20 protein-coding genes are annotated in these 22,858 nt (G+C 69.0%); 13 read left to right on the top strand and 7 right to left on the bottom strand.

Annotated elements, in window-relative coordinates; genetic code table 11:
- The first annotated feature begins 83 nt into the window (after positions 1 to 83).
- The 7 genes from hisD (at position 84) to N1031_RS19010 (ending at position 9,407) form a co-directional block, all read left to right on the top strand.
- The gene (hisD, locus tag N1031_RS18980) at positions 84 to 1,400 is read left to right on the top strand and encodes a histidinol dehydrogenase (RefSeq protein ID WP_259481501.1); all 1,317 of its coding nucleotides are present in this window, start codon (positions 84 to 86) and stop codon (positions 1,398 to 1,400) included.
- A 108-nt stretch (positions 1,401 to 1,508) separates the two neighbouring features.
- Positions 1,509 to 2,219, top strand: coding sequence for a hypothetical protein (locus tag N1031_RS18985; protein ID WP_259481502.1), 711 nt, complete (start codon positions 1,509 to 1,511; stop codon positions 2,217 to 2,219).
- Positions 2,216 to 5,407 carry a hypothetical protein gene (locus N1031_RS18990; protein WP_259481503.1) on the top strand — a complete coding sequence of 1,064 codons (3,192 nt, stop codon included), beginning with the start codon at positions 2,216 to 2,218 and terminating at the stop codon, positions 5,405 to 5,407. The genes N1031_RS18985 and N1031_RS18990 overlap by 4 nt, the downstream gene beginning before the upstream one ends.
- 9 nt (positions 5,408 to 5,416) lie before the next feature.
- A complete protein-coding gene (locus tag N1031_RS18995) occupies positions 5,417 to 5,830 on the top strand; it encodes a DUF1801 domain-containing protein (protein ID WP_259481504.1) in 414 nt (137 codons plus the stop codon).
- 59 nt (positions 5,831 to 5,889) lie between these two features.
- Positions 5,890 to 7,818, top strand: coding sequence for an alkyl/aryl-sulfatase (locus tag N1031_RS19000; protein WP_259481505.1), 1,929 nt, complete (start codon positions 5,890 to 5,892; stop codon positions 7,816 to 7,818).
- Between the two features lie 32 nt (positions 7,819 to 7,850).
- Positions 7,851 to 8,366 (top strand): transcriptional regulator NrdR, encoded by a 516-nt coding sequence (gene nrdR, locus N1031_RS19005; RefSeq protein WP_259481506.1) that lies wholly within the window; start codon positions 7,851 to 7,853, stop codon positions 8,364 to 8,366.
- A gap of 6 nt (positions 8,367 to 8,372) precedes the next feature.
- Positions 8,373 to 9,407, top strand: coding sequence for a quinone-dependent dihydroorotate dehydrogenase (locus N1031_RS19010; protein ID WP_259481507.1), 1,035 nt, complete (start codon positions 8,373 to 8,375; stop codon positions 9,405 to 9,407).
- A gap of 36 nt (positions 9,408 to 9,443) precedes the next feature.
- On the opposite strand, the gene N1031_RS19015 is transcribed toward N1031_RS19010, so the two are convergent.
- Positions 9,444 to 10,019 carry a DUF3043 domain-containing protein gene (locus tag N1031_RS19015; protein ID WP_259481508.1) on the bottom strand — a complete coding sequence of 192 codons (576 nt, stop codon included), beginning with the start codon at positions 10,017 to 10,019 and terminating at the stop codon, positions 9,444 to 9,446.
- Positions 10,020 to 10,055: 36 nt separating this feature from the next.
- On the opposite strand from N1031_RS19015, the gene N1031_RS19020 reads away from it, so the two are divergent.
- The 5 genes from N1031_RS19020 to ctaF all read left to right on the top strand — a co-directional run bounded on the left by N1031_RS19020 (position 10,056) and on the right by ctaF (position 15,143).
- Positions 10,056 to 11,477, top strand: a complete 1,422-nt coding sequence (locus N1031_RS19020; RefSeq protein ID WP_259481509.1) for a dipeptidase — start codon at positions 10,056 to 10,058, stop codon at positions 11,475 to 11,477.
- 86 nt (positions 11,478 to 11,563) lie between these two features.
- Positions 11,564 to 11,929, top strand: coding sequence for an iron-sulfur cluster insertion protein ErpA (gene erpA / locus N1031_RS19025; RefSeq protein WP_259481510.1), 366 nt, complete (start codon positions 11,564 to 11,566; stop codon positions 11,927 to 11,929).
- Between the two features lie 164 nt (positions 11,930 to 12,093).
- A complete protein-coding gene (ctaC, locus tag N1031_RS19030; protein ID WP_259481511.1) occupies positions 12,094 to 12,966 on the top strand; it encodes an aa3-type cytochrome oxidase subunit II in 873 nt (290 codons plus the stop codon).
- Positions 12,967 to 12,976: 10 nt separating this feature from the next.
- Positions 12,977 to 14,719, top strand: coding sequence for an aa3-type cytochrome oxidase subunit I (gene ctaD, locus N1031_RS19035; protein WP_259481512.1), 1,743 nt, complete (start codon positions 12,977 to 12,979; stop codon positions 14,717 to 14,719).
- A 4-nt stretch (positions 14,720 to 14,723) separates the two neighbouring features.
- A complete protein-coding gene (ctaF, locus tag N1031_RS19040; protein WP_259481513.1) occupies positions 14,724 to 15,143 on the top strand; it encodes an aa3-type cytochrome oxidase subunit IV in 420 nt (139 codons plus the stop codon).
- Positions 15,144 to 15,224: 81 nt separating this feature from the next.
- Here ctaF and N1031_RS19045 read toward each other — a convergent pair whose 3' ends face one another.
- The 6 genes from N1031_RS19045 to ctaE form a co-directional block, all read right to left on the bottom strand.
- Positions 15,225 to 15,761, bottom strand: coding sequence for a hypothetical protein (locus tag N1031_RS19045; protein ID WP_259481514.1), 537 nt, complete (start codon positions 15,759 to 15,761; stop codon positions 15,225 to 15,227).
- 105 nt (positions 15,762 to 15,866) lie between these two features.
- Positions 15,867 to 17,186, bottom strand: a complete 1,320-nt coding sequence (locus N1031_RS19050) for a cell wall-binding repeat-containing protein (protein WP_259481515.1) — start codon at positions 17,184 to 17,186, stop codon at positions 15,867 to 15,869.
- Positions 17,187 to 17,300: 114 nt separating this feature from the next.
- A complete protein-coding gene (qcrB, locus tag N1031_RS19055) occupies positions 17,301 to 18,971 on the bottom strand; it encodes a cytochrome bc1 complex cytochrome b subunit (RefSeq protein ID WP_259481516.1) in 1,671 nt (556 codons plus the stop codon).
- A complete protein-coding gene (gene qcrA, locus N1031_RS19060) occupies positions 18,968 to 20,038 on the bottom strand; it encodes a cytochrome bc1 complex Rieske iron-sulfur subunit (protein ID WP_259481517.1) in 1,071 nt (356 codons plus the stop codon). The genes qcrB and qcrA overlap by 4 nt, the downstream gene beginning before the upstream one ends.
- 43 nt (positions 20,039 to 20,081) lie before the next feature.
- The gene (gene qcrC / locus N1031_RS19065) at positions 20,082 to 20,873 is read right to left on the bottom strand and encodes a cytochrome bc1 complex diheme cytochrome c subunit (protein WP_259481518.1); all 792 of its coding nucleotides are present in this window, start codon (positions 20,871 to 20,873) and stop codon (positions 20,082 to 20,084) included.
- A gap of 49 nt (positions 20,874 to 20,922) precedes the next feature.
- A complete protein-coding gene (ctaE, locus tag N1031_RS19070; protein WP_375163659.1) occupies positions 20,923 to 21,537 on the bottom strand; it encodes an aa3-type cytochrome oxidase subunit III in 615 nt (204 codons plus the stop codon).
- Positions 21,538 to 21,667: 130 nt separating this feature from the next.
- On the opposite strand from ctaE, the gene trpD reads away from it, so the two are divergent.
- Entirely contained in the window at positions 21,668 to 22,720 is a 1,053-nt protein-coding gene (trpD, locus tag N1031_RS19075) for an anthranilate phosphoribosyltransferase (RefSeq protein ID WP_259481520.1), read from the top strand.
- Positions 22,721 to 22,858: the final 138 nt, after the last annotated feature.

Here is a 22,858-nt window from a genome sequence, read left to right on the forward strand (position 1 = left end):
CGCGGATGCACGATCTTGTCGATGGGCGGGCCGCCGACGACGCGACGCGGCCGAGCGCATCCGCTCGCTAGGCTGGTCGGGAGATGATCCAGACCATCGACCTGCGCGGTCAGACCCCGTCCCGAGCCGAGCTCGCCACCGTCGTGCCCCGTGCCGACACCGATGTCACGGTCGCGGCCGAGGCCGCCGCCGCCCTGGTCGAGGCGGTGCGTGTCGACGGTCTCGCCGCTCTGCGCAGCCAGGCCGAGCGGTTCGACGGGGGCGCCCCGGAGCACGTGCGGGTACCTCAGCAGCACCTCGACGAGGCCCTCGCAGGGCTCGACCCCGCCGTGCGCGCCGCGCTCGAGGAGACCATCTCCCGTGTGCGGCAGGCCACCGCGGCGCAGATCCCGGATGCGCGCGTCACCACCCTCGCCGACGGTGCGGTGGTGGAGCAGCGCTGGCACCCGGTCGAGCGTGTCGGCCTCTATGTGCCCGGCGGTAAGGCGGTGTACCCGTCGAGCGTGGTGATGAACGTGGTGCCTGCCCAGCTGGCCGGGGTGGGCTCGCTCGCCATCGCCTCGCCCCCGCAGAAGGAGTTCGGCGGACGGGTGCACCCGACCGTGCTCGGTGCCGCGGCGCTGCTCGGCGTCACCGAGGTGTACGCCGTGGGCGGCGCAGGAGCCATCGGAGCGCTGGCGCACGGTGTGGCCGAGATCGGTCTCGAGCCGGTGGAGGTCATCACCGGCCCGGGCAACGTGTTCGTGGCCGCGGCCAAGCGGGTCGTGCGCGGCCTCGTGGGCATCGACTCCGAGGCGGGCCCCACCGAGATCCTCATCGTGGCCGACGCTTCGGCCGATGCGGCGTTCGTCGCCGCCGACCTGGTGAGCCAGGCCGAGCACGACGAACTGGCTGCCGCCGTGCTCGTCACCGACTCCGTGGAGCTCGCCGAGGCCGTGCAGCGCGAGCTCGCCGGCGCGGCGGCCACCACGACGCACGCCGAGCGTGTGGCCGTCGCCCTCGACGGGCCGCAGTCGGCGATCGTGCTCGTCGACTCCATCGAGGCGGCCTGTGCCTTCAGCAACGCCTACGGCCCCGAGCACCTCGAGCTGCAGACCGCCGATCCCGACGCCACGCTCGCCGGCATCCACAACGCGGGCGCGATCTTCGTCGGCGCCTATTCGCCGGTGAGTCTCGGCGACTACCTGGCGGGCTCGAACCACGTGCTCCCGACCGGCGGTCAGTCCCGCTTCTCGTCGGGGCTCGGCGCCTACACGTTCCTCCGCCCGCAGCAGCTCATCCGCTACGACCGAGGTGCACTGCGCGAGGTGGCCGACCGCATCGTGGCTCTCGCCGACGCCGAGAACCTGCCCGCCCACGGCGACGCCGTGACGGCGCGATTCCGCTCCGGCGACAGCTGACGCGGGGTGCGCACGGGGGAGCGCCGCGACCGCGGCGGGGTGGAGCGCGGTCTGATGCGGGTGAGAGGGATGCACGTGGAGGGATCGGTTCGAGTGCGGGGGGATCGGATGAGGGAACACGGAAACCGGGCGACCAGGATGCGCCGGGTCGGGGTCGCGGTGGTCACGGGCTGGGCGGCGCTGACGGCGGCGCTCGTGCCGGCGACGGCCGCGACGGCCGCGACGGCGGCAGGGTCCTCCCTTCCGGTGCCGGAGACGGTCGTCTCCCTCGAGTTGCCGGGCACGGCCGAGTCCGCCTGGGTGGAACTGGAGCAGGCCGGCCTGTCGGCCGACGACGTCTCGATCGAGACGGCGACGAACGACGACGACTGGCTGGTGCTCGCGGTCACGCCGACCACGTTCGGGCTGCACGGCGAGATCGAGACCGACGGGTCGGAGGCGCTGCGGGTGCGCGTGCGGCTGCTGGGTGACACCGCGGGCATCCGGCCCGATCTGGCGGTGACCGGCTTCGACGCGGCCGGGACCGTCGTCGCGGCCCACGACGAGCGGCTCGATCTCGAGGCCGAGCCCTCGTCTCCCGGCACCCCTTCGTCTCCCGGCGCTCCGGAGCCCGCTCCGACGGGACAGCCGGGCGAAGGGTCCGACCCCGGTTCCGGCTCCGCCCCGTCCACAGAGGTGTCGACGGCCCCTGACGGCGGGTCGAGCGTCCTCGGGGCGACCGGTCTCGCGGCGGCGCCGTGGGCGATCGCCGCGGTGCTGCTGGTGGCCGGCGGGGTGGCAGTCGTCCTCGTGCGCCGTCGTCGCGGGGGTGCGCGATGACCGGCCGCCGTCAGAACACCGTGCGCGCCGTGCGCGCCGCAGTCAGCGTCGTGACCGCCGCGGCTCTCGTGGCCGGTGCCGCTCTGCTGTCGGGAGGTGCCGCCGCAGCCGCGGCCTTCGGCACCGGGAGCGGGATGGTGGCCCTCACCGCCGTGCCCGAGTCGACACCCTTCTCGGTGCCCGACGGTTCGGTGCCCGCCGTCGATTCCGAGATCGGCTTCGGGTCGGCCCTCGGCACCTCGCCCGATGCCACCCTCGATCTCTCGCGATCCCTGGTCGGCACAGGGCTGGACACGGCCGACGGCGCCGCGCTCGTGCGCCTCTCCGTGCTCTCGCCCGCCACCGACGTCGTGGTGTGGGCGGGGGCCGACACCGAGAGCGGTGCCGCCCCCGTGCTGAGCACCGCGGCGGGGCGCTCGTCGTCGACGGCGGTGCTGCTGCCGGTGGCGGCGGGCCGCGTCGGCGTGCACGCCTCGGCCGAGGTGCAGCTGCGGGCGGAGGTGCTCGCGGTGTTCCCGGTCACGACGGGCGGCACCGAGGGCAACGCGGGCGTCGTGGCTCCGGCTCCCGGAGCCACGACGGCACTGCCGAACCCGGTGACGAGGGCCGACACCGCCCACGGTCTGGCGGCCACCACCCTCGGTAGCGAGCCCGTCGCCATCGGGTTGGTCGGCGACGGCGGAGTGCCGGCCGACGACGTGCGGGCCGTCTACGCCACCGCGACCGTGACCACGCCGACGGCGACCACTCTCGTGCTCGACGCCCAGAGCATCCCGCTCGCCGCCGGCACCACCTCGGTCACCACGATCATCACGCCCGACGGCGACGGCCGCACCTTCGCCCACCTCACGGCCGGCGAGGCCTCTCTGCGCCTCGACGTGCGCGGGTGGGTGGCCGACGCCGCTGACGACACGGCGCGGGCCAACGTGGCAGGGGGGTACGTGCCCGCCGCCGATACCGCACCCGTCAGCCTCACACTCGGCGGTGCGCACGACTCGTCGGCCGAGGTTCAGCTCGCCCAGGTCGACGACGCGGCCTACAGCGTGGCGCTGGTGTCGGCGACCGGCGCGGGGGAGACGACCCTGATGCAGCTCGGCGCCCCGTACGAGGGCCGGGCACGCGGCGTGGTGGTCGACGGCGACGGCGGAGCGCAGCCTCAGCTCGTCGTGGCACCCGTCGCGCAGGGCGACGGTGCCGTGGCAGCGGGGACCGCCGCGCTCGAGCTCCGCCGGGGAGCGGGGGCCGCCACCGTGGCCCCGCTGGGTGACATCCTCGGCGCCGCGCCGGCCCGCGCATCCGGCGACCTCCCCGCCATCACGCTCGACTCGCACGACGACCACGACACGGTCGATCTCGGGATGCACGGCTCGGTCGAGCTCTCCGGCGTCGTCGACCCGCAGGGAGCCAGTGTCGACCGGGTGGAGGTCTCCGGCCCCGACGGCCTCATCGGCACGGCCGACCTCACCGTGGGCGAGGACGAACGGCTCACCTGGTCGTACCGGGTGTCGGCCCCTCGCGACGGCGATCACCGCTACACCGCCACCGTGTTCGACCGCGCGGGGGAGAGCGACTCCGACGACGTGCTGCTCGCCGTGCAGGCGGTCGACGCCGACGACACCGTCATCGCCCCCGACGTCACGGTCGCCGGAGGCGGCTCGTCGGGGCTGCTGACGCCGCAGGCGGGCGTTCTCCAGGTGACCGAGGGGCCGGAGGTCGCGGAGTCCACCGAGGAAGAGGCGTGGTTCGACGCGGATCCCGGTGTCTCACCGGGAGATGTCATCGTCTCGGGCACCACCGAGGGTGCGCCCGAGGGCGTGTTCGTCGAGGTCACCGCCGTCGACCGAGTCGGGTCACGGTGGCGGGTCGCGACCGTGCCCGCGAAGATCGACCAGGTCTTCCTGCAGGTCGACACGAGCGTGGCCGTGCAGCCCGACGACCCCGCGGGGGTCGTGGTCGACGACACGCCGGCTCCGGATGCGGAGTCGACGCCGGTCGACGAGGTCGTTGACGAAGGATACAGCGCGGCCGAGGTGCTCGAGGGCGACGAGGTCGACCTCGCCGACTTCGCCGAGCAGCCGTCCGAGCCGCTCAGCGATCCGGCCTACGACGCGCCGGGCGTGGAGGACCCCGACGACTACGGGCACGTGGCCGACCCGGCCGGCGCCGGAGACGCCGTGGCCGCGTTCGCCGCGTCGGCTGCGGCCGCCGAGCCCGACCCCGACGACGTCGGCCCCAGCGACTTCGGCCTCTCGATGCGCTCGAGCGTCAACCTCAAGGCCACCTACGACCGCGAGACCAAGTCGCCCCGGCTCACCGACCTGACGGCCGCATCCAGCGACCCGCAGAAGCTGCTCGACACCCAGTTCCGCGAGATGACGCGCGTCAATGAGACCGGCCTCGTGCTCTCGGCCACCGCGCAGGTCGGCTTCGAGCTCACCTTCACGCTGCGCACGCACCTCACCTACTCGTGGTTCGCCGTGCACGTGGTGGTCGACGAGCTGACCATGAAGATCGAGACGAAGGTGAAGGTGACGGCCAGCGCCAAGATCTTCATCTCCTCCACCCTCGAGCACGCCATCCGGAACAAGATCGCGGGCTTCACCCTGCCCACGTTCACGGTGCCGGTCGGACCTGTTCCGGTGGTCATCACGAACGAGGTCGGGGTGGCGGTGAAGATCGCGATGGCGTGGCAGGCCGCCGCATCGTTGCCGTCGATCGGTTTCACCCGCGTCGACGTGTCGGGCTTCACCTACTCCACCGAGGCGGGCACGCGATCGCTGTCGAAGGCGCCCGCCATCACCACCACGCCGCTGCTGCCCCAGAAGCTCGACGACGTGGAGTTCAAGCTCTCCGGCGACTTCTCGGTGGGCCCCGAGGTGACGGTCACCTCGAAGATCTACGGGGTCGCCGGCCCCGAGTTCGCCCTCTCCGGCATGGCCGCGCTGAGTGGCTCGGTGAGCAACGTGGGCTCGGTGGTGGGGCTCGACCTCTCGTTCGGTCTCGTCGTGACCTTCGGCGGGCGACTGCAGGTGAAGATCTTCTCGTGGAGCCTCGCCGATCTGGAGCTGTTCACGATCGCGGCGAAGTTCCCCCTGTTCGTGAAGCACTGGGACCTCGTCGACCTCGGGACGAGTCCGCCGCAGTCGCCGACGCCCACACCCTCGCCGTCGCCCGCGCCCTCGGGCTAGGCTCCCGGCATGGCCGAGATCAAGACCCGCCCCACCGGTGCCGACGTGACGGCCTTCCTCGACGCGGTCGAGCCGGCCAGACGGAGCGCCGAGGGTCACGTGCTCCGCGAGCTGTTCGAGGCGGTGACGGGGGAGCCTGGCACGATGTGGGGTCCGACGATGGTCGGTTTCGGGCGGGCGGAGTACACGAACACCTCGGGCGCCCACGAGATGTTCGTCGTGGGTTTCTCACCCCGTCGGGGCGCGCTCACCCTCTACGGCGTGCACGACGGCTACGCCACGGAGCCCGACCCACTCCTGCTCAGTCTCGGCCCCCACACCACCGGCAAGGCCTGCCTCTACATCACGCGCCTCGACGCCGTCGACCGCACCGTGCTCGAGGCCCTCGTCACCCGGGCCTGGGCCGCTCACACCACTGCCTGACCGTTGTGGCGCCGTCCGCACCGGCGCTAGCGTGGGAGTCGAGCTGAGGGGAGTGTGCGATGGCGCGCACGGATGACGAACGACTCGAGCCTAAGCCGGCCACCGAGCACACCCGGGCGGCCAACGCCGCGGCGCGCGAGACGCTGCCGTTCGGCGACCGGCGCGATTACCACGACGCCGCGCGCGGATTCGTGGGCACGCTCGACGACCCGATCGTGAGGGCGGCGGACGGCCGGGTCGTCTACGACGCCTCGAGCCATGACTTCGTGATCGAGACCGACGACGCTCCCGACACCGTGCATCCGAGTCTCTGGCGGCACGCCCAGGTCAACGCCCACCACGGCCTGTTCGAGGTGCAGCCGGGGGTCTACCAGGTGCGCGGACTCGATCTCGCCAACGTCACCTTCGTGGAGGGCGACGCGGGCGTGATCGTGATCGACCCGCTCACCTTCACCGAGACCGCCGCCGCCGCGCTCGCGCTCTACCGTGCCCACCGCGGCGACCGGGTGGTGAAGGCGATCGTGTACACGCACAGCCACCCTGACCACTACGGTGGCTCGCGCGCCATCGTGGAGGGGCAGACCGAGCCCGTGGAGGTGATCGCACCGAGCGGATTCCTCTACGAGGCCGCCGCCGAGACGGTGTACGCGGGCACCGCGATGACCCGGCGCGCCCTCTACATGTACGGCCCGCTGTTGCGGCCCGGCGTGCGCGGGCACGTGAACGCCGGGCTCGCGAACGCCCTCTCGAACGGGGGCTACGCCACCATCGTGCCTCCCACCGACCTCATCGAGCGCACGGGGGAGACCCGCACGGTCGACGGCGTCGAGATGGTGTTCCAGATGGCCCCGGGCACCGAGGCACCGGCGGAGTTCCTCATCCACTTCCCGGCGCTCCGCCTGCTCGATGCGGCGGAGGACGTCAACCACCTGATGCACAACCTCTACACCCTGCGCGGTGCCCAGGTGCGCGATGCGGCGACCTGGTGGAAGACGCTCGACGAGACGGTACGGCTGTTCTCGGCCGGCACCGACACCGTCGTTGCGCAGCACGGCTGGCCGCGCTGGGGTCGCGACGACGTGCGCGAGTACCTCGAGAACCAGCGCGACCTCTACAAGTTCATCCACGACGAGTCGCTCCGGCTCGCGAACCTCGGCTACACCATGACCGAGATCGCGGAGCGCATCGCGCTGCCCGAGGGTCTCGAGCGGGAATGGTACAGCCACGGCTACTACGGGTCGCTCAACCACAACGCCAAGGCCGTCTATCAGCGCTACCTCGGCTGGTACGACTCGCATCCCGCCCACCTTCACCCGCTCCCGCCCGAGCAGGCGGGGAGCCGCTACGTCGAGTTCATGGGCGGTGCGGACGCCGTCGTGGAGAAGGCCCAGGCCGCCTTCGACGCGGGGGAGTACCGCTGGGTCGCCGAGGTGCTCACCCACGTGGTGTTCGCCGATCCCGGCCATCGCGGGGCGGCGCTGCTGCAGGCCGACGCGCTCGAGCAGCTCGGCTACCAGGCCGAGAACGCGACCTGGCGCAACGAGTACCTCATGGGCGCGCTCGAGTTGCGGAACGGCGTCACCGACCTCGGCCGGATCGAGCTCGCCACGCCCGACGTGTTCGCCGCGATGACCCCGGAGATGCTGCTCGACTTCGCGGGCATCAAGCTCGACGCCGTCAAGGTGGCGGGGGTGTCCGCGGTGATCGAGTGGACCGTCACCGACGATGCCGCCGGGCCGGCCGTGTTCCTGCTCGAGGTGCGCAACGGCGTGCTGGTGTATTCGCGGGTGACGGGTCCTGGCGAGGGGCCGGCAGCGGACGCGCGCGCCTCCTCGACCAAGGCGGTGCTCGCCGAAGCCCTCTTCAGCGGCCGCCCGTTCGACGACGTGCAGGGCGGTATCGACATCGAGGGTGATCTCGGTGTGGTGCGCAGGCTGTTCGGCGCCTTCGACGAGTTCCCGCTCTGGTTCCCGATCGTGCAACCCTGACCGGGCGGTGGAACCGGTAGCCTGGAGGCGCCATGTTCTGCCCCTACTGCCGCTACCCCGACTCCCGCGTCGTCGACTCCCGCACCACCGACGACGGTCTCGCCATCCGCCGGCGCCGTCAGTGCCCCGACTGCGGGCGGCGGTTCAGCACCACCGAGACCGCGTCGCTCAACGTCATCAAGCGCTCCGGCGTGGTCGAGCCGTTCAGCCGCGAGAAGATCGTGAGCGGCGTGCGCAAGGCATGCCAGGGCCGTCCGGTCACCGACAGCGACCTGGCCGTGCTCGCCCAGCGAGTCGAGGAGACGGTGAGGCTCTCGGGCGCCGCGCAGATCGAGGCCAACGACATCGGCCTCGCCATCCTGCAGCCGCTCCGCGAGCTCGACGAAGTGGCGTACCTCCGCTTCGCGAGCGTCTACCAGGGCTTCGACTCGCTCGACGACTTCGAGGCCGCCATCACGCTGTTGAGGGTGGAGCACGAGGCCAGGGTGAAGGATGCGGATGCCGCGTCGGCCGGGGTGGCCGGCTCGCCGGCGGGGTCGGCCGAGTAGCCCGCCGTGTATCCATTCCTCTTCCGGCATGTCCTCACCCGCCTCGACCCGGAGCAAGCGCACCACCTCGCCTTCCTCGTCATCCAGGCCATCCCCGCGCTGAAGCTCGACCGCCTCGTGGCGCGGTTCACGCATCCGGCCACCGACCTGTCGGTGCAGGCGCTCGGGCTCACCTTCCGCACGCCGTTCGGGGTGGCGGCCGGGTTCGACAAAGACGCCAAAGGCATCAAGGGGCTCTGCGCGCTCGGTTTCGGGCACGTCGAGGTGGGCACCATCACGGCACGCGCACAGCCGGGCAACCCCCGGCCGCGCCTGTTCCGGCTCGTGCCCGACCGCGCCGTCATCAATCGGATGGGGTTCAACAACGGGGGAGCGGCCGAGGCCTCGCTGAGGCTCGCCCGCGTGCGCTCGAGCCGCGGCGCCGGGCCCGTGGTGGGGGTGAACATCGGCAAGAGCCGGGTCGTCGACGTCGACGACGCGGTGGGCGACTACCTGCAGAGCGCCCGCGCGCTCGCCCCGATGGCCGACTACCTCGTGGTGAACGTGAGTTCACCCAACACGCCGGGGCTGCGCGGGCTGCAGGAGCTGGACAAGCTCGCGCCGCTGCTCTCGGCCGTCAAGGCCGAGGCCGGCCGCACCCCGCTGCTCGTGAAGATCGCTCCCGACCTCAGCGACGACGAGGTCGTGAAGATCTCCACGCTCGCGGTCGAGCTCGGGCTCGACGGCATCATCGCCACCAACACGACCATCTCGCGCTCGGGTCTCACGACCGATCCCGCCGTCGTCGAGGCTGCGGGAGCCGGGGGGCTCTCAGGTGCGCCCCTCGCGGCCCGGGCGCTCGAGGTGCTGCGGATCATCCGGGGCGTGGTGCCGGAGTCGCTCTGCGTGATCTCGGTGGGCGGGGTCGACACCGCCGCCGACGTCGACGAGAGACTGCGAGCGGGCGCGACGCTTGTGCAGGGGTACACGGCGTTCCTCTACCGCGGGCCGCTGTGGGCGCGGGGGATCAACCGGGGCCTGGCGCGCATCCGTCGCCGGTGACCCTCGCCCGGCGGGCGTCGGTGCGGCCGCAGGCGCTCAGCTCGGGTACTGACCGCGCTTGACCTGAGGCTTCGGGAGGCGGAGCCGGCGGAATTGCAGGGCGCGCATGGTGGCGTACCAGCGCACGCCGCGCTCCACCTTGTCGGCGCCGAACTTCTCGCGCAGCTTCTTCATGAGGCGGAAACCCAGGAAGATCGAGTCGGCGATGACGAGCACCACGAAGGCGTAGAGGCCGAGCATGACGCCCGCCTGGATCTCGGGAGCGGGCACCAGCGTGAGCAGGATGACCACGAACATCGCCGGGATGAGGAACTCGCCGAGGTTGAATCGCGCATCGACGTAGTCGCGCACGTAGCGGCGCTGAGCGCCTTTGTCGCGCACGGGGAGGTACTTCTCCTCGCCGTTGGCCATGCCCACGCGAGCCTTGTCGCGTAGCACCATCTGCTTCTCGCGGGCCTCGCGGGAGGCCTGCTTGCGGTCGGTGGGCACGAGCGGGCGCTTGTTCGCCGCCTCGCGCTCCTTGCGGGTGGGGGTGGCGTGGCCCTTGCCGATCGTCTGCTCCTCCACAGGAGTCTCGATCACGGGTTCGGGTGCACTGCTCTTCTTGGCCACGGTTTCCTCGTTCGTCGTTCTCTTAAGATTACCTGCATGACCGCACCATCCGACTCCCCGTTCTCCCAGGAAGCGGCGCTCCCCCCGCGCGACGAGCAACTGCTGGCCGCCGTCGAGGCCGCGCTGCCGTCCACCATCGCCGAGCTCGCCGGTCTGGTGCGCATCCCGTCCGTCTCCTGGGCGGCGTTCGACCCGGCCCACGTCGCTGCCAGCGCAGAGCGGGTGGCCGAGCTGGTGCGCTCCACGGGGGTGTTCGACGAGGTGCGGGTGCTGCGCTCCACCACGGCCACCGGCGAGACGGGCCAGCCGGCCGTTCTCGCCTCGCGGCCGGCGCGCAACGGCCGGCCGACGGTGCTGCTCTACGCCCATCACGACGTGCAGCCCCAGGGCGACGACGCGGAGTGGGAGTCGCCGCCCTTCGAGCCGACCGTGCGGGGCGACCGCCTCTACGGGCGCGGCGCGGCCGACGACAAGGCCGGCGTGCTGTCGCACGTGGCCGCCATTCGGGCCCTGGTCGCTGTGGCCGGAGACGACTTCGACCTCGGGCTGGCGGTGTTCATCGAGGGCGAGGAGGAGTTCGGCTCCAGGTCGTTCGCGAACTTCCTCCGCGAGAACCGCGAACAGCTCGCGGCCGACGTGATCGTGGTCGCCGACTCCGACAACTGGAACGAGGTGACGCCCTCGCTCACCGTGAGCCTCCGGGGCAACGTCACCTTCCGCCTCACGGTGCGCACGCTCGAGCACGCCTCCCACTCGGGCATGTTCGGGGGAGCGGTGCCCGACGCCATGATGGCGGCGGTGCGGCTGGCGGCCAGCTTCCATCATGACGACGGGTCGGTCGCGGTGCGCGGGCTGGTCTCGCGCGAGGCCGAGACCCCGGAGTACCCGGTCGAGCAGCTGCGGGCCGAGACGGGCCTCGGCGAGGGCGTCTCGCCCATCGGCACGGGCAGCATCCTCTCCAGGCTGTGGTCGCAGCCGGCGCTCACGGTCACCGGTATCGACGCGCCGAGCGTCGCCAACGCCTCCAACACGCTCATCCCCGCGGTGTCGCTCCGGGTGAGTGTCCGCATCGCCCCCGGGCAAGACCCGGCAGAAGCACTGGCCGCTCTCGAGCAGCACGTGCGCGAGCACGCGCCCTTCGGCGCGCAGGTCGCCATCGACGACGTCGACACCGGCAGCCCGTTCCTCGTCGACACCTCGGGGTGGGCCGTGGGCGAGGCGCTGGGTGCCATGCGCGACGCGTGGGGCGCCGAGCCCGTCGAGGCGGGCATCGGCGGCTCCATCCCGTTCATCGCCCAGCTGGTCGAGGAGTTCCCCGCCGCGCAGATCCTCGTCACGGGGGTCGAAGACCCGCACACCAGGGCCCACAGCCCGAACGAGTCGCTGCACCTCGGGGTGTTCAAGCGGGCGATCGGAGCTGAGGCGCTGCTGCTGGCGAGGCTGAACGATCGCGCGTGACCGGGAACGCGGGTCGGGAATGTCCTGACCGTGCTCCCGGTTTTCGGAGTTAGACTTCCCACACCGTCTCTCGCATAGGAGTGCTCATGAGTGAATCAACCCTCACCGCGGCCGTCGAGGCGCCCGCGCACAAGGTCGGCATCACCGCGGCCGCCGGCAACAAGGTCAAGAGCCTGCTCGAGCAGGAGGGTCGCGACGACCTGCGTCTGCGTGTGGCCGTGCAGCCGGGGGGTTGCTCGGGCCTCATCTACCAGCTCTACTTCGACGAGCGCATGCTCGACGGCGACGGCGTAGTCGACTTCGACGGCGTCGAGGTCGTGGTCGACAAGATGAGCGTGCCCTACCTCGAGGGCGCCACCATCGACTTCGAAGACACCATCCAGAAGCAGGGGTTCACCATCGACAACCCCAATGCCTCGGGCAGCTGCGCCTGCGGCGACTCGTTCCACTGAGTCGCGACACGCCGAGTGATTCAGGGCCGTTCCTTCGGGAGCGGCCCTTTTTCGCGCCCTAACACACCCGCCTGCCGTGTGGCTGTGGCGACGGCGGGGAAATCGACACAGTAGGCTAGGAGAAGGTCAAATACACTGAGGTGTAGCTTCCCGAAAGGTTCCAGGTGCGCTCGAAACGACGTCTCCGCTGGGCCGCGATTCCCGTCGCGGCGTTACTGTCCGTTGTCCTGGCGGGATGCACGCAGCAGCAGCTCCAGGGCTGGCTCCCCACGGAGCCCGGCACCACCAACAACGTCGACCGTGTCATCGGCCTCTGGGTCACGTCGTGGATCGTGCTGCTCGCCGTCGGTGTCATCACCTGGGCGCTCATCATCTGGGCGATCGTGGTCTACCGCCGTCGCAAGGGCCAGACCGGCCTGCCGGCCCAGCTGCGCTACAACATGCCGATCGAGATCTTCTACACGATCGTGCCCCTCATCCTGGTGCTCGGCTTCTTCGCCTTCACCGCGCGCGACCAGGCCGCCATCGAAGAGCCCTACGCCGACCCTGAGGTGAAGATCCAGGTCTTCGGCAAGCAGTGGGCGTGGGACTTCAACTACGTCGACGAAGACGTCTACTACGCGGGCGTGCAGGGTCAGGCCGACCCCGACGACGACAACGGCGAGCTCGTCGAGTCCGAGATCCCGGTGCTCTACCTGCCCGTCGGCAAGACCGTCGAGATCCAGCTCGAGTCGCGCGACGTCATCCACTCCTTCTGGGTCATCGACTTCCTCTACAAGAAGGACATGCTGCCCGGCAAGACGAACTACATGTACGTCACCCCCGAGCGCGAGGGCACCTTCTCGGGCAAGTGCGCCGAGCTCTGCGGCGAGTACCACTCGATGATGCTCTTCAACGTGAAGGTCGTCTCCCAGCAGGAGTACGACGACTACATCCAGTCCCTGCGCGACTCCGGCAACGAGGGTCAGCTGGGCCACGAGTACGACCGCAACCAGAACCTCCCGGGCATCGGCACGCCCGCCCACGAGGAAGAGTAGGAACGCGACAATGACTGCAACCGTCGACGTTGCGCCCGCGGGCGGCGCACCGGCTCCGCTCCCGACCCCGTCGAGAACCGTCGGCCGCAAGGGCAACATCCTGGTGAAGTGGATCACCTCCACCGACCACAAGACCATCGGGTACATGTACCTGATCTCGTCGTTCCTGTTCTTCTGCCTCGGCGGTGTGATGGCCCTGGTCATCCGCGCCCAGCTCTTCGAGCCCGGTCTCGAGCTGCTGCAGACCAAAGACCAGTACAACCAGCTGTTCACCATGCACGGCACGATCATGCTGCTCATGTTCGCCACCCCGCTGTTCGCGGGCTTCGCGAACGTGCTCATGCCGCTGCAGATCGGCGCGCCCGACGTGGCCTTCCCGCGTCTGAACGCCTTCGCTTTCTGGCTGTTCCTGTTCGGCTCGCTCATCGCCGTCTCCGGCTTCCTCACCCCGCAGGGTGCGGCCTCCTTCGGCTGGTTCGCCTACGCGCCGCTCTCGTCGACCACGTTCACCCCGGGGGACGGCGGAAACATGTGGGTGTTCGGCCTCGGGCTCTCGGGCTTCGGCACCATCCTCGGTGCGGTGAACTTCATCACGACGATCATCACGCTGCGCGCCCCCGGCATGACCATGTTCCGTATGCCGATCTTCACCTGGAACGTGCTGGTCACCTCCATCCTCGTGCTGATGGCCTTCCCGGTGCTCGCCGCGGCCCTCTTCGCCCTGGGTGGCGACCGCGTGTTCGGCATGCACGTCTACGACGCGGCCAACGGCGGCGTGCTGCTCTGGCAGCACCTGTTCTGGTTCTTCGGTCACCCCGAGGTGTACATCATCGCGCTGCCGTTCTTCGGCATCGTCTCCGAGGTCTTCCCGGTGTTCAGCCGCAAGCCGATCTTCGGGTACAAGACGCTCATCTACGCGACCATCTCGATCGCCGCCCTCTCGGTGACGGTGTGGGCGCACCACATGTACGTCACCGGTTCGGTGCTGCTGCCGTTCTTCGCGCTCATGACGATGCTCATCGCGGTGCCGACGGGTGTGAAGATCTTCAACTGGGTCGGCACCATGTGGCGCGGCTCGGTCACCTTCGAGACGCCCATGATCTGGGCCATCGGCTTCTTGATCACCTTCACCTTCGGTGGTCTCACCGGTGTCATCCTCGCGTCGCCGCCGCTCGACTTCCACGTCTCCGACACCTACTTCGTGGTGGCGCACTTCCACTACGTGGTGTTCGGCACGGTCGTGTTCGCCATGTTCTCGGGCTTCTACTTCTGGTGGCCCAAGTGGACGGGCAAGATGCTCAACGAGCGTCTCGGCTACTGGCACTTCTGGTTGTTGTTCATCGGCTTCCACACCACGTTCCTCATCCAGCACTGGCTCGGCGTCATCGGCATGCCCCGTCGCTACGCGACGTACCAGCCTGAAGAGGGTTATGCCTGGATGAACCAGCTGTCGACCATCGGTGCCTTCGTGCTCGCGGCCTCGCTCATCCCGTTCTTCCTCAACGTGTACATCACGGCGCGCAAGGCTCCGAAGGTGACGGTGAACGACCCGTGGGGTTACGGCCGCTCGCTCGAGTGGGCCACCTCGTGCCCGCCGCCGCGGCACAACTTCACGTCGATCCCGCGCATCCGTTCGGAGTCTCCGGCGTTCGACCTCAACCACCCCGAGGCAGGCATCCCCGTCGGCGTCGGACCGGCGAAGGATGCGCCCGACGCCCCTACCTACGACGTCTCGCAGGGAAAGGTGAAGTAGAGCCGTGAGAGTCAACACCAATCTCTTCTGGATCCTGTTCGTCTTCATGCTGCTGGCCGACGTGGCCTACACGATCTGGTCGCTCATCTGGTACGACGGCGAGGTCGAGTGGGTCGGCACCGTGGCTATCGGCCTCGCAGCCATCCTCTCGGCGTTCCTGGCCTTCTACCTCAGCCGTGTGCACAAGGCGCAGGGTGCCGAACTACCCGAAGACCGCCTCGACTCCAACATCGATGACGGCGACCCCGAGATGGGCTTCTACAGCCCCTGGAGCTGGTGGCCCATCATGCTCGCGGGTGGTGGTGCCCTGCTCATGCTCGGCCTCGCCGTGGGTATCTGGATCTCCTTTATCGCCGCCGCCCTCACCCTCGTGGCAGTCGTCGGCTGGACCTTCGAGTACTACCGCGGCAACTTCGCCCGCTGAGCCGAGTCGCGCTGCGTCGCGCCCGCGCCGCAGCAGAAGGCCCGCACCCCACTCGGGAGTGCGGGCCTTCTGCGTGCCGGTTCACCCTCCCTTGGAGTCATACTCAATGAGAGCGGCGAGGATATCTTGCTTCTCTGGTGAGCCTCCGTGTGATTGATTCAATTCCAAGTTGAACAGGACCATCTCGTCGTCCACATGGTGTGCTACGTAGCACGCGAATTCGGTTGCCGAGATCGAGGGAGATGTGTAGAGCGCGATCGCCACGGTGGTGACCGCTTCGCTGGTCCCGTGAAGATCAGCGATCACGCGAGCGAGCTCGTAGCCGCGATCGAGATGAGCGAGCGCCTCCACGGCGAGCCCTCGCTCGGCGAGCATGAGAAGTGATTTCATGGGCACTCGTGGGTTGAGGACGACTGTTGCGATGACGTCTTCACGCCCATCACTCGTAAGTCGTTCGATCAGCGCAGCGAAATCGCTCGCGGTGCCCTCCATTGCCGGAATGCTCAGTTGCAGATCAGACCAGGCGTTGATGCTCGACTCGGGATGGTCAAGGGCCTTGTAGGCATGTTTGAGCGATCGGTGCTGCAGCAGCGATTCTGCCGTCACATGTTCGAACACGAGTCCTCCGGCGCCGAGCTGGTCGAGAGGCGCGCCTGTAAGGGCAGGTCGAATGTGACTACTCTCGGTGCGTACATCGGGGGCGCTGTCGCGACGGCCGTCATCTCAGTTGCAGATCGGCAGTCTGCCCAGCGCGGCGTCGAGGGTGTTGGGGCCACCCAGGAGCACGAGGTGCTGGGGCTTGAGCCGGGTGATCTCCGCGGCGGTCTCCCTGGTCATGCAGCTCTTGCTGACGAGGAGGATGGGCGCATGATTCGCACCTGCCAGTGCTCCTCCAGCCAGGGCGTCGGGAAAGTCCGTGCCGGTGGCGAGATAGACCGTGTCGCTCGGGATGGTGGACGGGAAATGCTTCGCGACAGAGCGAGCAGCAACCGCATAGCGGTCAGCACCGTCGATGCGCGAAGAGGCACCTGCCGCCGCGGCCAGACTGTCGTTGAGTCCCCGACTCAGCGTGTCTTCGCCGCCGAACACGGTGACCTTCTTCACCCCACGTCCTGTGACCAGTGAGTGCTCGGCGGCCGTGAGCGTGGGTTCGGCTCCGTTCACGAGCAGAACGGGTGCGGGGATGGTGGCGGCTGCCGGACTCGCGCTGAGGGCGTCGGGGAACTTCGTTCCGCTCGCCACGAACAGCTCTGTCGAGGGCTTTGCCCCGAAGGTGGTGTCGCTGATGAGCTTTCTCGACGTGTCGTAGCGGTCGACGCCGCCGATGCGGGTGACGGTGGCGGACGTACCGACGGAGAGGAGGGCCATGCCGGTCATGCTGATGGAACTCTCACCCCCGACCACGACGATCTGTCGCGCCTTGTAGGCGACGATCGCCTGGGTGACGACTTCGGGCACTCTGTCTGTGGTGGTGAGGAGCAGCGGAGCACCGCGCTGCGCTGCGACCGACGCAGCGGAGAGGGCGTCGGCGTACTTCTCGCCGCTCGCGACGTAGACGAGAGGAGCGTCGGCCCCCTTGGTCACCTGGTCGCCGATGAGGACAGACTCGTGGTAGCGGTCGAGTCCGCCCAGACGTGACACTGTGGACCCGACCGGCAGCACATCGGTCATACAGGTCTTCTCGGCGTATCGCCCGAGGTTGTCGGTGAGCTTGATCGAGTAGACGAATGATCCGAGGGTGGTTGGAGTGCCGACGACCTGGGCGGCGAGTGGAGCCGGGTTGACGAGCGCCAGGCCGGTGGGGAGTGTGCCGGCGGAGATGCTCGGAGTGAACGAACCGCCGTCGGTGTCGTAGATGTCGGTGCTCGTGGGAACGCCGATCGTCATACTGGCCGGTGGGCAGAAGATCTCCGCGGAGATCCCCGGGGCGGCGGACGCGGGCACGGACGAGATCGCGACAGCGACGGTGAGCGGGATGGTCGCAGTGAGGAGCAGCGCCTGAGTGCGCCTTCGGCCGGAGCGGTGGGGTGTGGGCGAGTTCATGGGTGCATCCTCGCCGAGCAGCGCGGATGACGGTTATAAGCAGTTGGTACTCACGACAAAGGGCCCGCACACTGGAGTGTGCGGGCCCTTCGGGGGAGCGGAGTGCAGCGTGGGCTAGTGGCCCTTGCCGCCCTCGAGCTCGCCGTGGGTGTCGTCGTGGCCGTGACCGAGCTCGCGCTGCTGGGCGGGAGCGATGCGGTCTTCGAAGAACCAGCGCGAGACGCGGGCACGGAATCGCATGCCACCGGTGATCTTGCCCTGCGCGTTGGGGCGCAGCATGATCGGCTCGTACTGCTCGAAGTCGACGAGCTTCCAGCGGTCGTACTCGTCCATCTGTTCGTGCACCTCGATGTACTCGCCACCGGGGAGACGCACAATGCGGCCGGACTCGTAGCCGTGCAGCACGATCTCGCGGTCTTTCTTCATGAGGCCGATGCACACACGCTTCGTGATGAAGTACGCGATGAACGGACCGAGCACCGCCCAGGCCTGCACCACGTGGATGACGCCCTCGATCGATAGCTGGAAGTGGGTGGCCATGAGGTCGGACGAGGCCGCCGCCCACAGCGCCGCGTAGAAGGTGACGCCGGCCGCGCCGATGGCGGTGCGGGTCGGGGCGTTGCGCGGGCGGTCGAGGATGTGGTGCTCGCGCTTGTCGCCGGTGACCCAGCTCTCGAAGAACGGATACGCTGCCACCGCACCGAGCAGCACCAGCAGCGCCAGCACGGGCACGATGATGTTGAACGACCAGGTGTGGTCGAGCCAGACGAACTCCCAGCCCGGCGGGATGAGTCGCAGGGCGCCGTCGGCGAAGCCGATGTACCAGTCGGGCTGGGTACCGGCCGACACGGGGGAGGGGTCGTAGGGTCCGTAGTTCCAGATCGGGTTGATCGTGAAGAACGAGGCCATGAGGGCGATGACGCCGAACACCAGGAAGAAGAAGCCACCGGCCTTCGCGGCGTACACCGGGAGGATCGGGTAGCCGATCACGTTCTTCTCAGTGCGGCCAGGTCCCGCGAACTGCGTGTGCTTGTGTACGACGACGAACACGAGGTGCAGGGCCAGGAACGCGACCAGGATCGCCGGCAGCAACAGGATGTGCAGCGTGTACAGACGCCCCACGATCGCGGTGCCCGGGAACTCGCCGCCGAACAGCAGGAACGAGGTCCAGGTGCCGATGAACGGGATGCCCTTGATGAGGCCGTCGATGATGCGGAGGCCGTTGCCCGAGAGCAGGTCGTCGGGGAGAGAGTAGCCCGTGAAGCCCTCGGCCATGGCGAGCACGAAGAGCATGAAGCCGATGACCCAGTTGAGCTCACGCGGCTTGCGGAACGCACCCGTGAAGAACACGCGGAGCATGTGCAGACCGATGGCCGCGATGAACAGCAGCGCCGCCCAGTGGTGGATCTGCCGCACGAGCAGGCCGCCGCGCACGTCGAACGAGATGTGCAGAGCCGACTCCATGGCCGCCGACATCTCGACGCCCTTCAGCGGGATCCACGCGCCGTCGTAGTGGGTCTCGACCATGGAGGCCTGGAAGAAGAACGTGAGGAAGGTGCCCGAGAGCACGATCACCACGAAGCTGTAGAGGGCCACCTCGCCGAGCATGAACGACCAGTGGTCGGGGAAGATCTTGCGGCCGAACTCCTTGACGACGGCCGAGATGCTCGTGCGCTCGTCGAGGTAGTTGGCCGCGGCACCGGTGAAGCCACCGCCCTTGGGGGCGGGCTTCGCGTCGGCCGGTGCCGAGGAGCCGTGCTCCGTGCGGTCGATGGTGCTGGTCATTGACGCTCCCAGAAACTAGGGCCGACGGGCTCGTGGAAGTCGCTCTGCGCCACGAGGTAGCCTTCGTCGTCGACGGTGATGGGCAGCTGCGGAAGCGGCCGCTTGGCCGGGCCGAAGATGACCTCGCACTCGTTGACCACGTCGAAGGTGGACTGGTGGCAGGGGCAGAGCAGGTGGTGCGTCTGCTGCTCGTAGAGCGCCACCGGGCAGCCCACGTGCGTGCAGATCTTGGAGTAGGCGACGATGCCGTCGTACGACCAGCTCTCACGGCCGGGCGTGATGTTGAGGTCGTCGGGGTTGAGGCGCATGAGCAGCACGGCCGCTTTGGCCTTCTGCTCGAGCCAGTCGTGCCGGTCGTTCAGCCCCTCGGGGATGATGTGGAACGCCGAACCGATGGTGACGTCGGAGGCCTTGACCGGGATGCCGGAGGGGTCGAGCGTGAGCCGCGCGCCCTTCTCCCACATGGTGTGGCTGAGCAGCTCCACCGGGTCTTGGTCTTGCGGCGCCAGGCCGCGGAAGAGCACGAGACCCGGAAGCGGGAAGGCGATGATCGCACCGATGAGGGAGTTGCGGATGAGCGTGCGGCGCCCGAAGCCCGACTCCTGGTCGGCTTCGTGGAAGATCTCGACGGCACGGGCGCGGGTCTCGTCGGTGCCCCGCACCGGGTGACGCTCGTCGATGCCCTCCTTGTCGTACATGAGGGCCTTGCCCCAGTGCACGGCGGCCAGACCGATGCCGAACAGCGCCAGGGCGCAGCCGATTCCGATGAACATCGTGTTGAGCCGGATGGCCGAGATGTCGCCGTCTTCGATCGGGAACGCCATGTAGGCGGCCAGGGCGAAGATGCTGCCCGCGATGGAGAGGTAGAACAGCGTGTAGATGGAACGCTGAGCCTTCTTGGCCTCTTTGGGGTCGAGATCCGTGATCCGCTCGCGGTGCGGCGGCTCTCCCGGGTTGGCGACGTCGGAAGCGATGACCGCGGTACCGGTCGACGTGCCTCGACTCGCCTCGACGGCCGACGAATCGGAGGCGGTCGCGTCGTGGCCGCTCACCTCGTCATGTGCCATTGTTGTCCCTTTCGAGCTTCAAGTGTTGTGGAGACCACGGGGCCTAGTTCGACTTCGCGGTGAGCCAGACCATGAGGCCGATGACCGCACCGAGTCCGAAGATCCAGACGAAGAGGCCCTCCGCCACGGGGCCGAGCGAGCCGAGCTCGTTTCCTCCGGGGGAGGGGTTGGCCTCGAGGTACTTCAGGTAGGTGATGATGTCGCGCTTGTCTTCGGGCGAGAGGTTGTCGTCGTTGAAGACGGGCATGTTCTGCGGGCCGGTGAGCATGGCCTCGTAGATGTGCGTGGGCAGCACGCCGGTGAGCTCGGGCGCGAACTTGCCCTCGGTGAGCGCACCGCCGGCGCCGTGCACGTTGTGGCACATGGCGCAGTTGATGCGGAAGAGCTCGGCACCGTTGGCCGCGTCGCCGTCGGCCTGCAGGAGGCTCTCGTCGGGGATGGCGGGACCGGGGGAGATGGAGGCCACGTAGGCGGCGAGGGCGGCGATCTGCTCGTCGGTGAACTGCGTGGGCTTCTGCATGGCCTGCGGGCCCTGCATCGCCATGGGCATGCGGCCGGTGCCGACCTGGAAGTTGACGGCCGCGGCTCCCACGCCGATGAGGCTGGGGCCGTCGGGCGTGCCCTCGAGGCTCATGCCGTGGCAGGTGGCGCAGTTGGCCGCGAAGAGCTTCTCGCCCTCGTCGATGGTCGACTGGCTCACGGTGGTCTCGGCGGTGGCGGTCGTGGTGCTGCTGAAGAGCGCGTAACCGCCACCCGTGAACGCCAGGCCGATCGCAATCAGCACGACAGTTGCCAGCGGGTGGCGTCTGTTGGCTTTCCTGCTCTTGCGGGGCATGCTCTCTACTCTCTGTTCGGGTCGACGTCGGTGAAGCGGATGGGCGGTGCTACTTGAGCACGTAGATGACGAGGAACAGGCCGATCCAGACCACGTCGACAAAGTGCCAGTAGTACGAGACCACGATGATGCTCGTAGCCTCCTTGTGCCCGAAGTTCTTGACCGCGAACACGCGCCCCAGCATGAGGAGCATCGCGATGAGACCGCCGGTGACGTGGAGGGCGTGGAAACCGGTGGTGAGATAGAAGGCCGAACCGTAGGCGTCGCCGTCGATGGTGATGCCCTCGCTGACGAGCGTGGCGTACTCGAGCACCTGACCGCTGACGAAGATGGCGCCGAAGGCGTAGGCCAGGAACATCCACTCGGTCACACCCCAGTCGCGGGGCTTCCAGCTGGTGCGGTGGGCCTGGCCGCGCTCGGCGGCCCAGACGGCGAACTGGCACCAGAACGACGAGATCACCAGGATGATCGTGTTGACGAGCGCGTACGGCACGTTCAGGATGCTCGCCTGTTCGGCCCACGCGGCCGGGTTGGTGGAGCGGAGCGTGAAGTAGATCGCGAAGAGGCCCGCGAAGAACATGACCTCGCTGCCGAGCCACACGATGGTGCCGACCGCCACGATGTTGGGGCGCTGGACCACGGGGGCAGTCTGAGTTGAGGTCAATGAGCTGCTCGTCACTCCTCCATTATGTCCGAATTCACAGGCTCGTTTTGCATTTGGGGGTGCGGCGCACCCCGCTCACCGCGTCGTTCCGCGCCACGACGGGCAACACGCCGCAAGTAGGATCGCAGACATGATTGACGAGCTCAGCTGGCCCACCCTGATCGCCCGACTCCTCTCCGGAGCGGATCTCAGCATCTCGGAAGCCAGCTGGGCTATGAACGGCGTGATGGAGGGCTCGGTCACCGAGGCCCAGCTGGCGGCCTTCCTCGTGGCTCTGCGGGCCAAGGGAGAGACTGTCGACGAGATCGTCGGCTTCCGCGACGCCATCCTCGACCACGCTCTGCCGCTCGAGGTCGACCCGATGGCACTCGACATCGTGGGCACCGGGGGCGATCGCTACGGCACGGTGAACGTGTCGACGATGGCCTCCATCGTCTCGGCGGCCTCCGGCGTGCCGGTGATCAAGCACGGCAACAAGGCGGCGAGCTCGCTCTCGGGGTCCTCCGACGTGCTGCGCAGTCTCGGCATCGACCTGGACCTCGAGCCCGGGCGTGTCTCCGAGGTGCTCACCGAGGCCGGCATCACCTTCGCCTTCGCCGCCAAGTTCCACCCCGGCTTCAAGAACGCCGCGGCCGTGCGGTCGCAGCTCGGGGTGCCCACGGTGTTCAACTTCCTCGGGCCGCTCTGCAACCCCGCGCGGGCCGAGGCCTCGGCCGTGGGTGTGGCGCACCTCGACCGGGTGCCGCTCATCGTGGGCGTGTTCCAGACCCGTGGCGCGACCGCGTTCGTCTTCCGCGGCGACGACGGTCTCGACGAGCTCACCACCACGGGGCACAGCCACGTCTGGGAGGTCTCGCGCGGCTCGGTGAAGGAGCACGACCTCAACCCCCGCGATCTCGGCATCCCGACCGCGCGCATCGACGATCTCCGTGGTGGAGACGCCGACCACAACGCCGAGGTGGTGCGCCGGGTACTTGCGGGCGAGGAGGGCCCGGTGCGCGACATGGTGGTGCTGAACGCCGCCGCGGGCCTCGCCGCCTTCGAACTCGCGGGTGACCCCGCTCAGGTCGACCGTCCGCTGCTAGAGCGCCTGGCCGAGAAGCAGGCTCTCGCGATCGAGGCCATCGACTCCGGTGCGGCGGCCGCCACCCTCGACAAGTGGGTGGCGGCCACCGCCCGGTGACGGGCGTCCAGTGACCCGGATACGCGGGGCGTGCGGCCAGGTCAGCTGACGTCGTCGTCGACCCAGTCGAGGGTCTTGGTGACGGCTTTCTTCCAGTTGCGGAGTTGGCGGTCGCGTTCGGAGGCATCCATCTGGGGG

Origin of the sequence: Herbiconiux moechotypicola, assembly GCF_024979255.1 — a bacterium.
Taxonomy (GTDB): Bacteria; Actinomycetota; Actinomycetes; order Actinomycetales; family Microbacteriaceae; genus Herbiconiux; species Herbiconiux moechotypicola.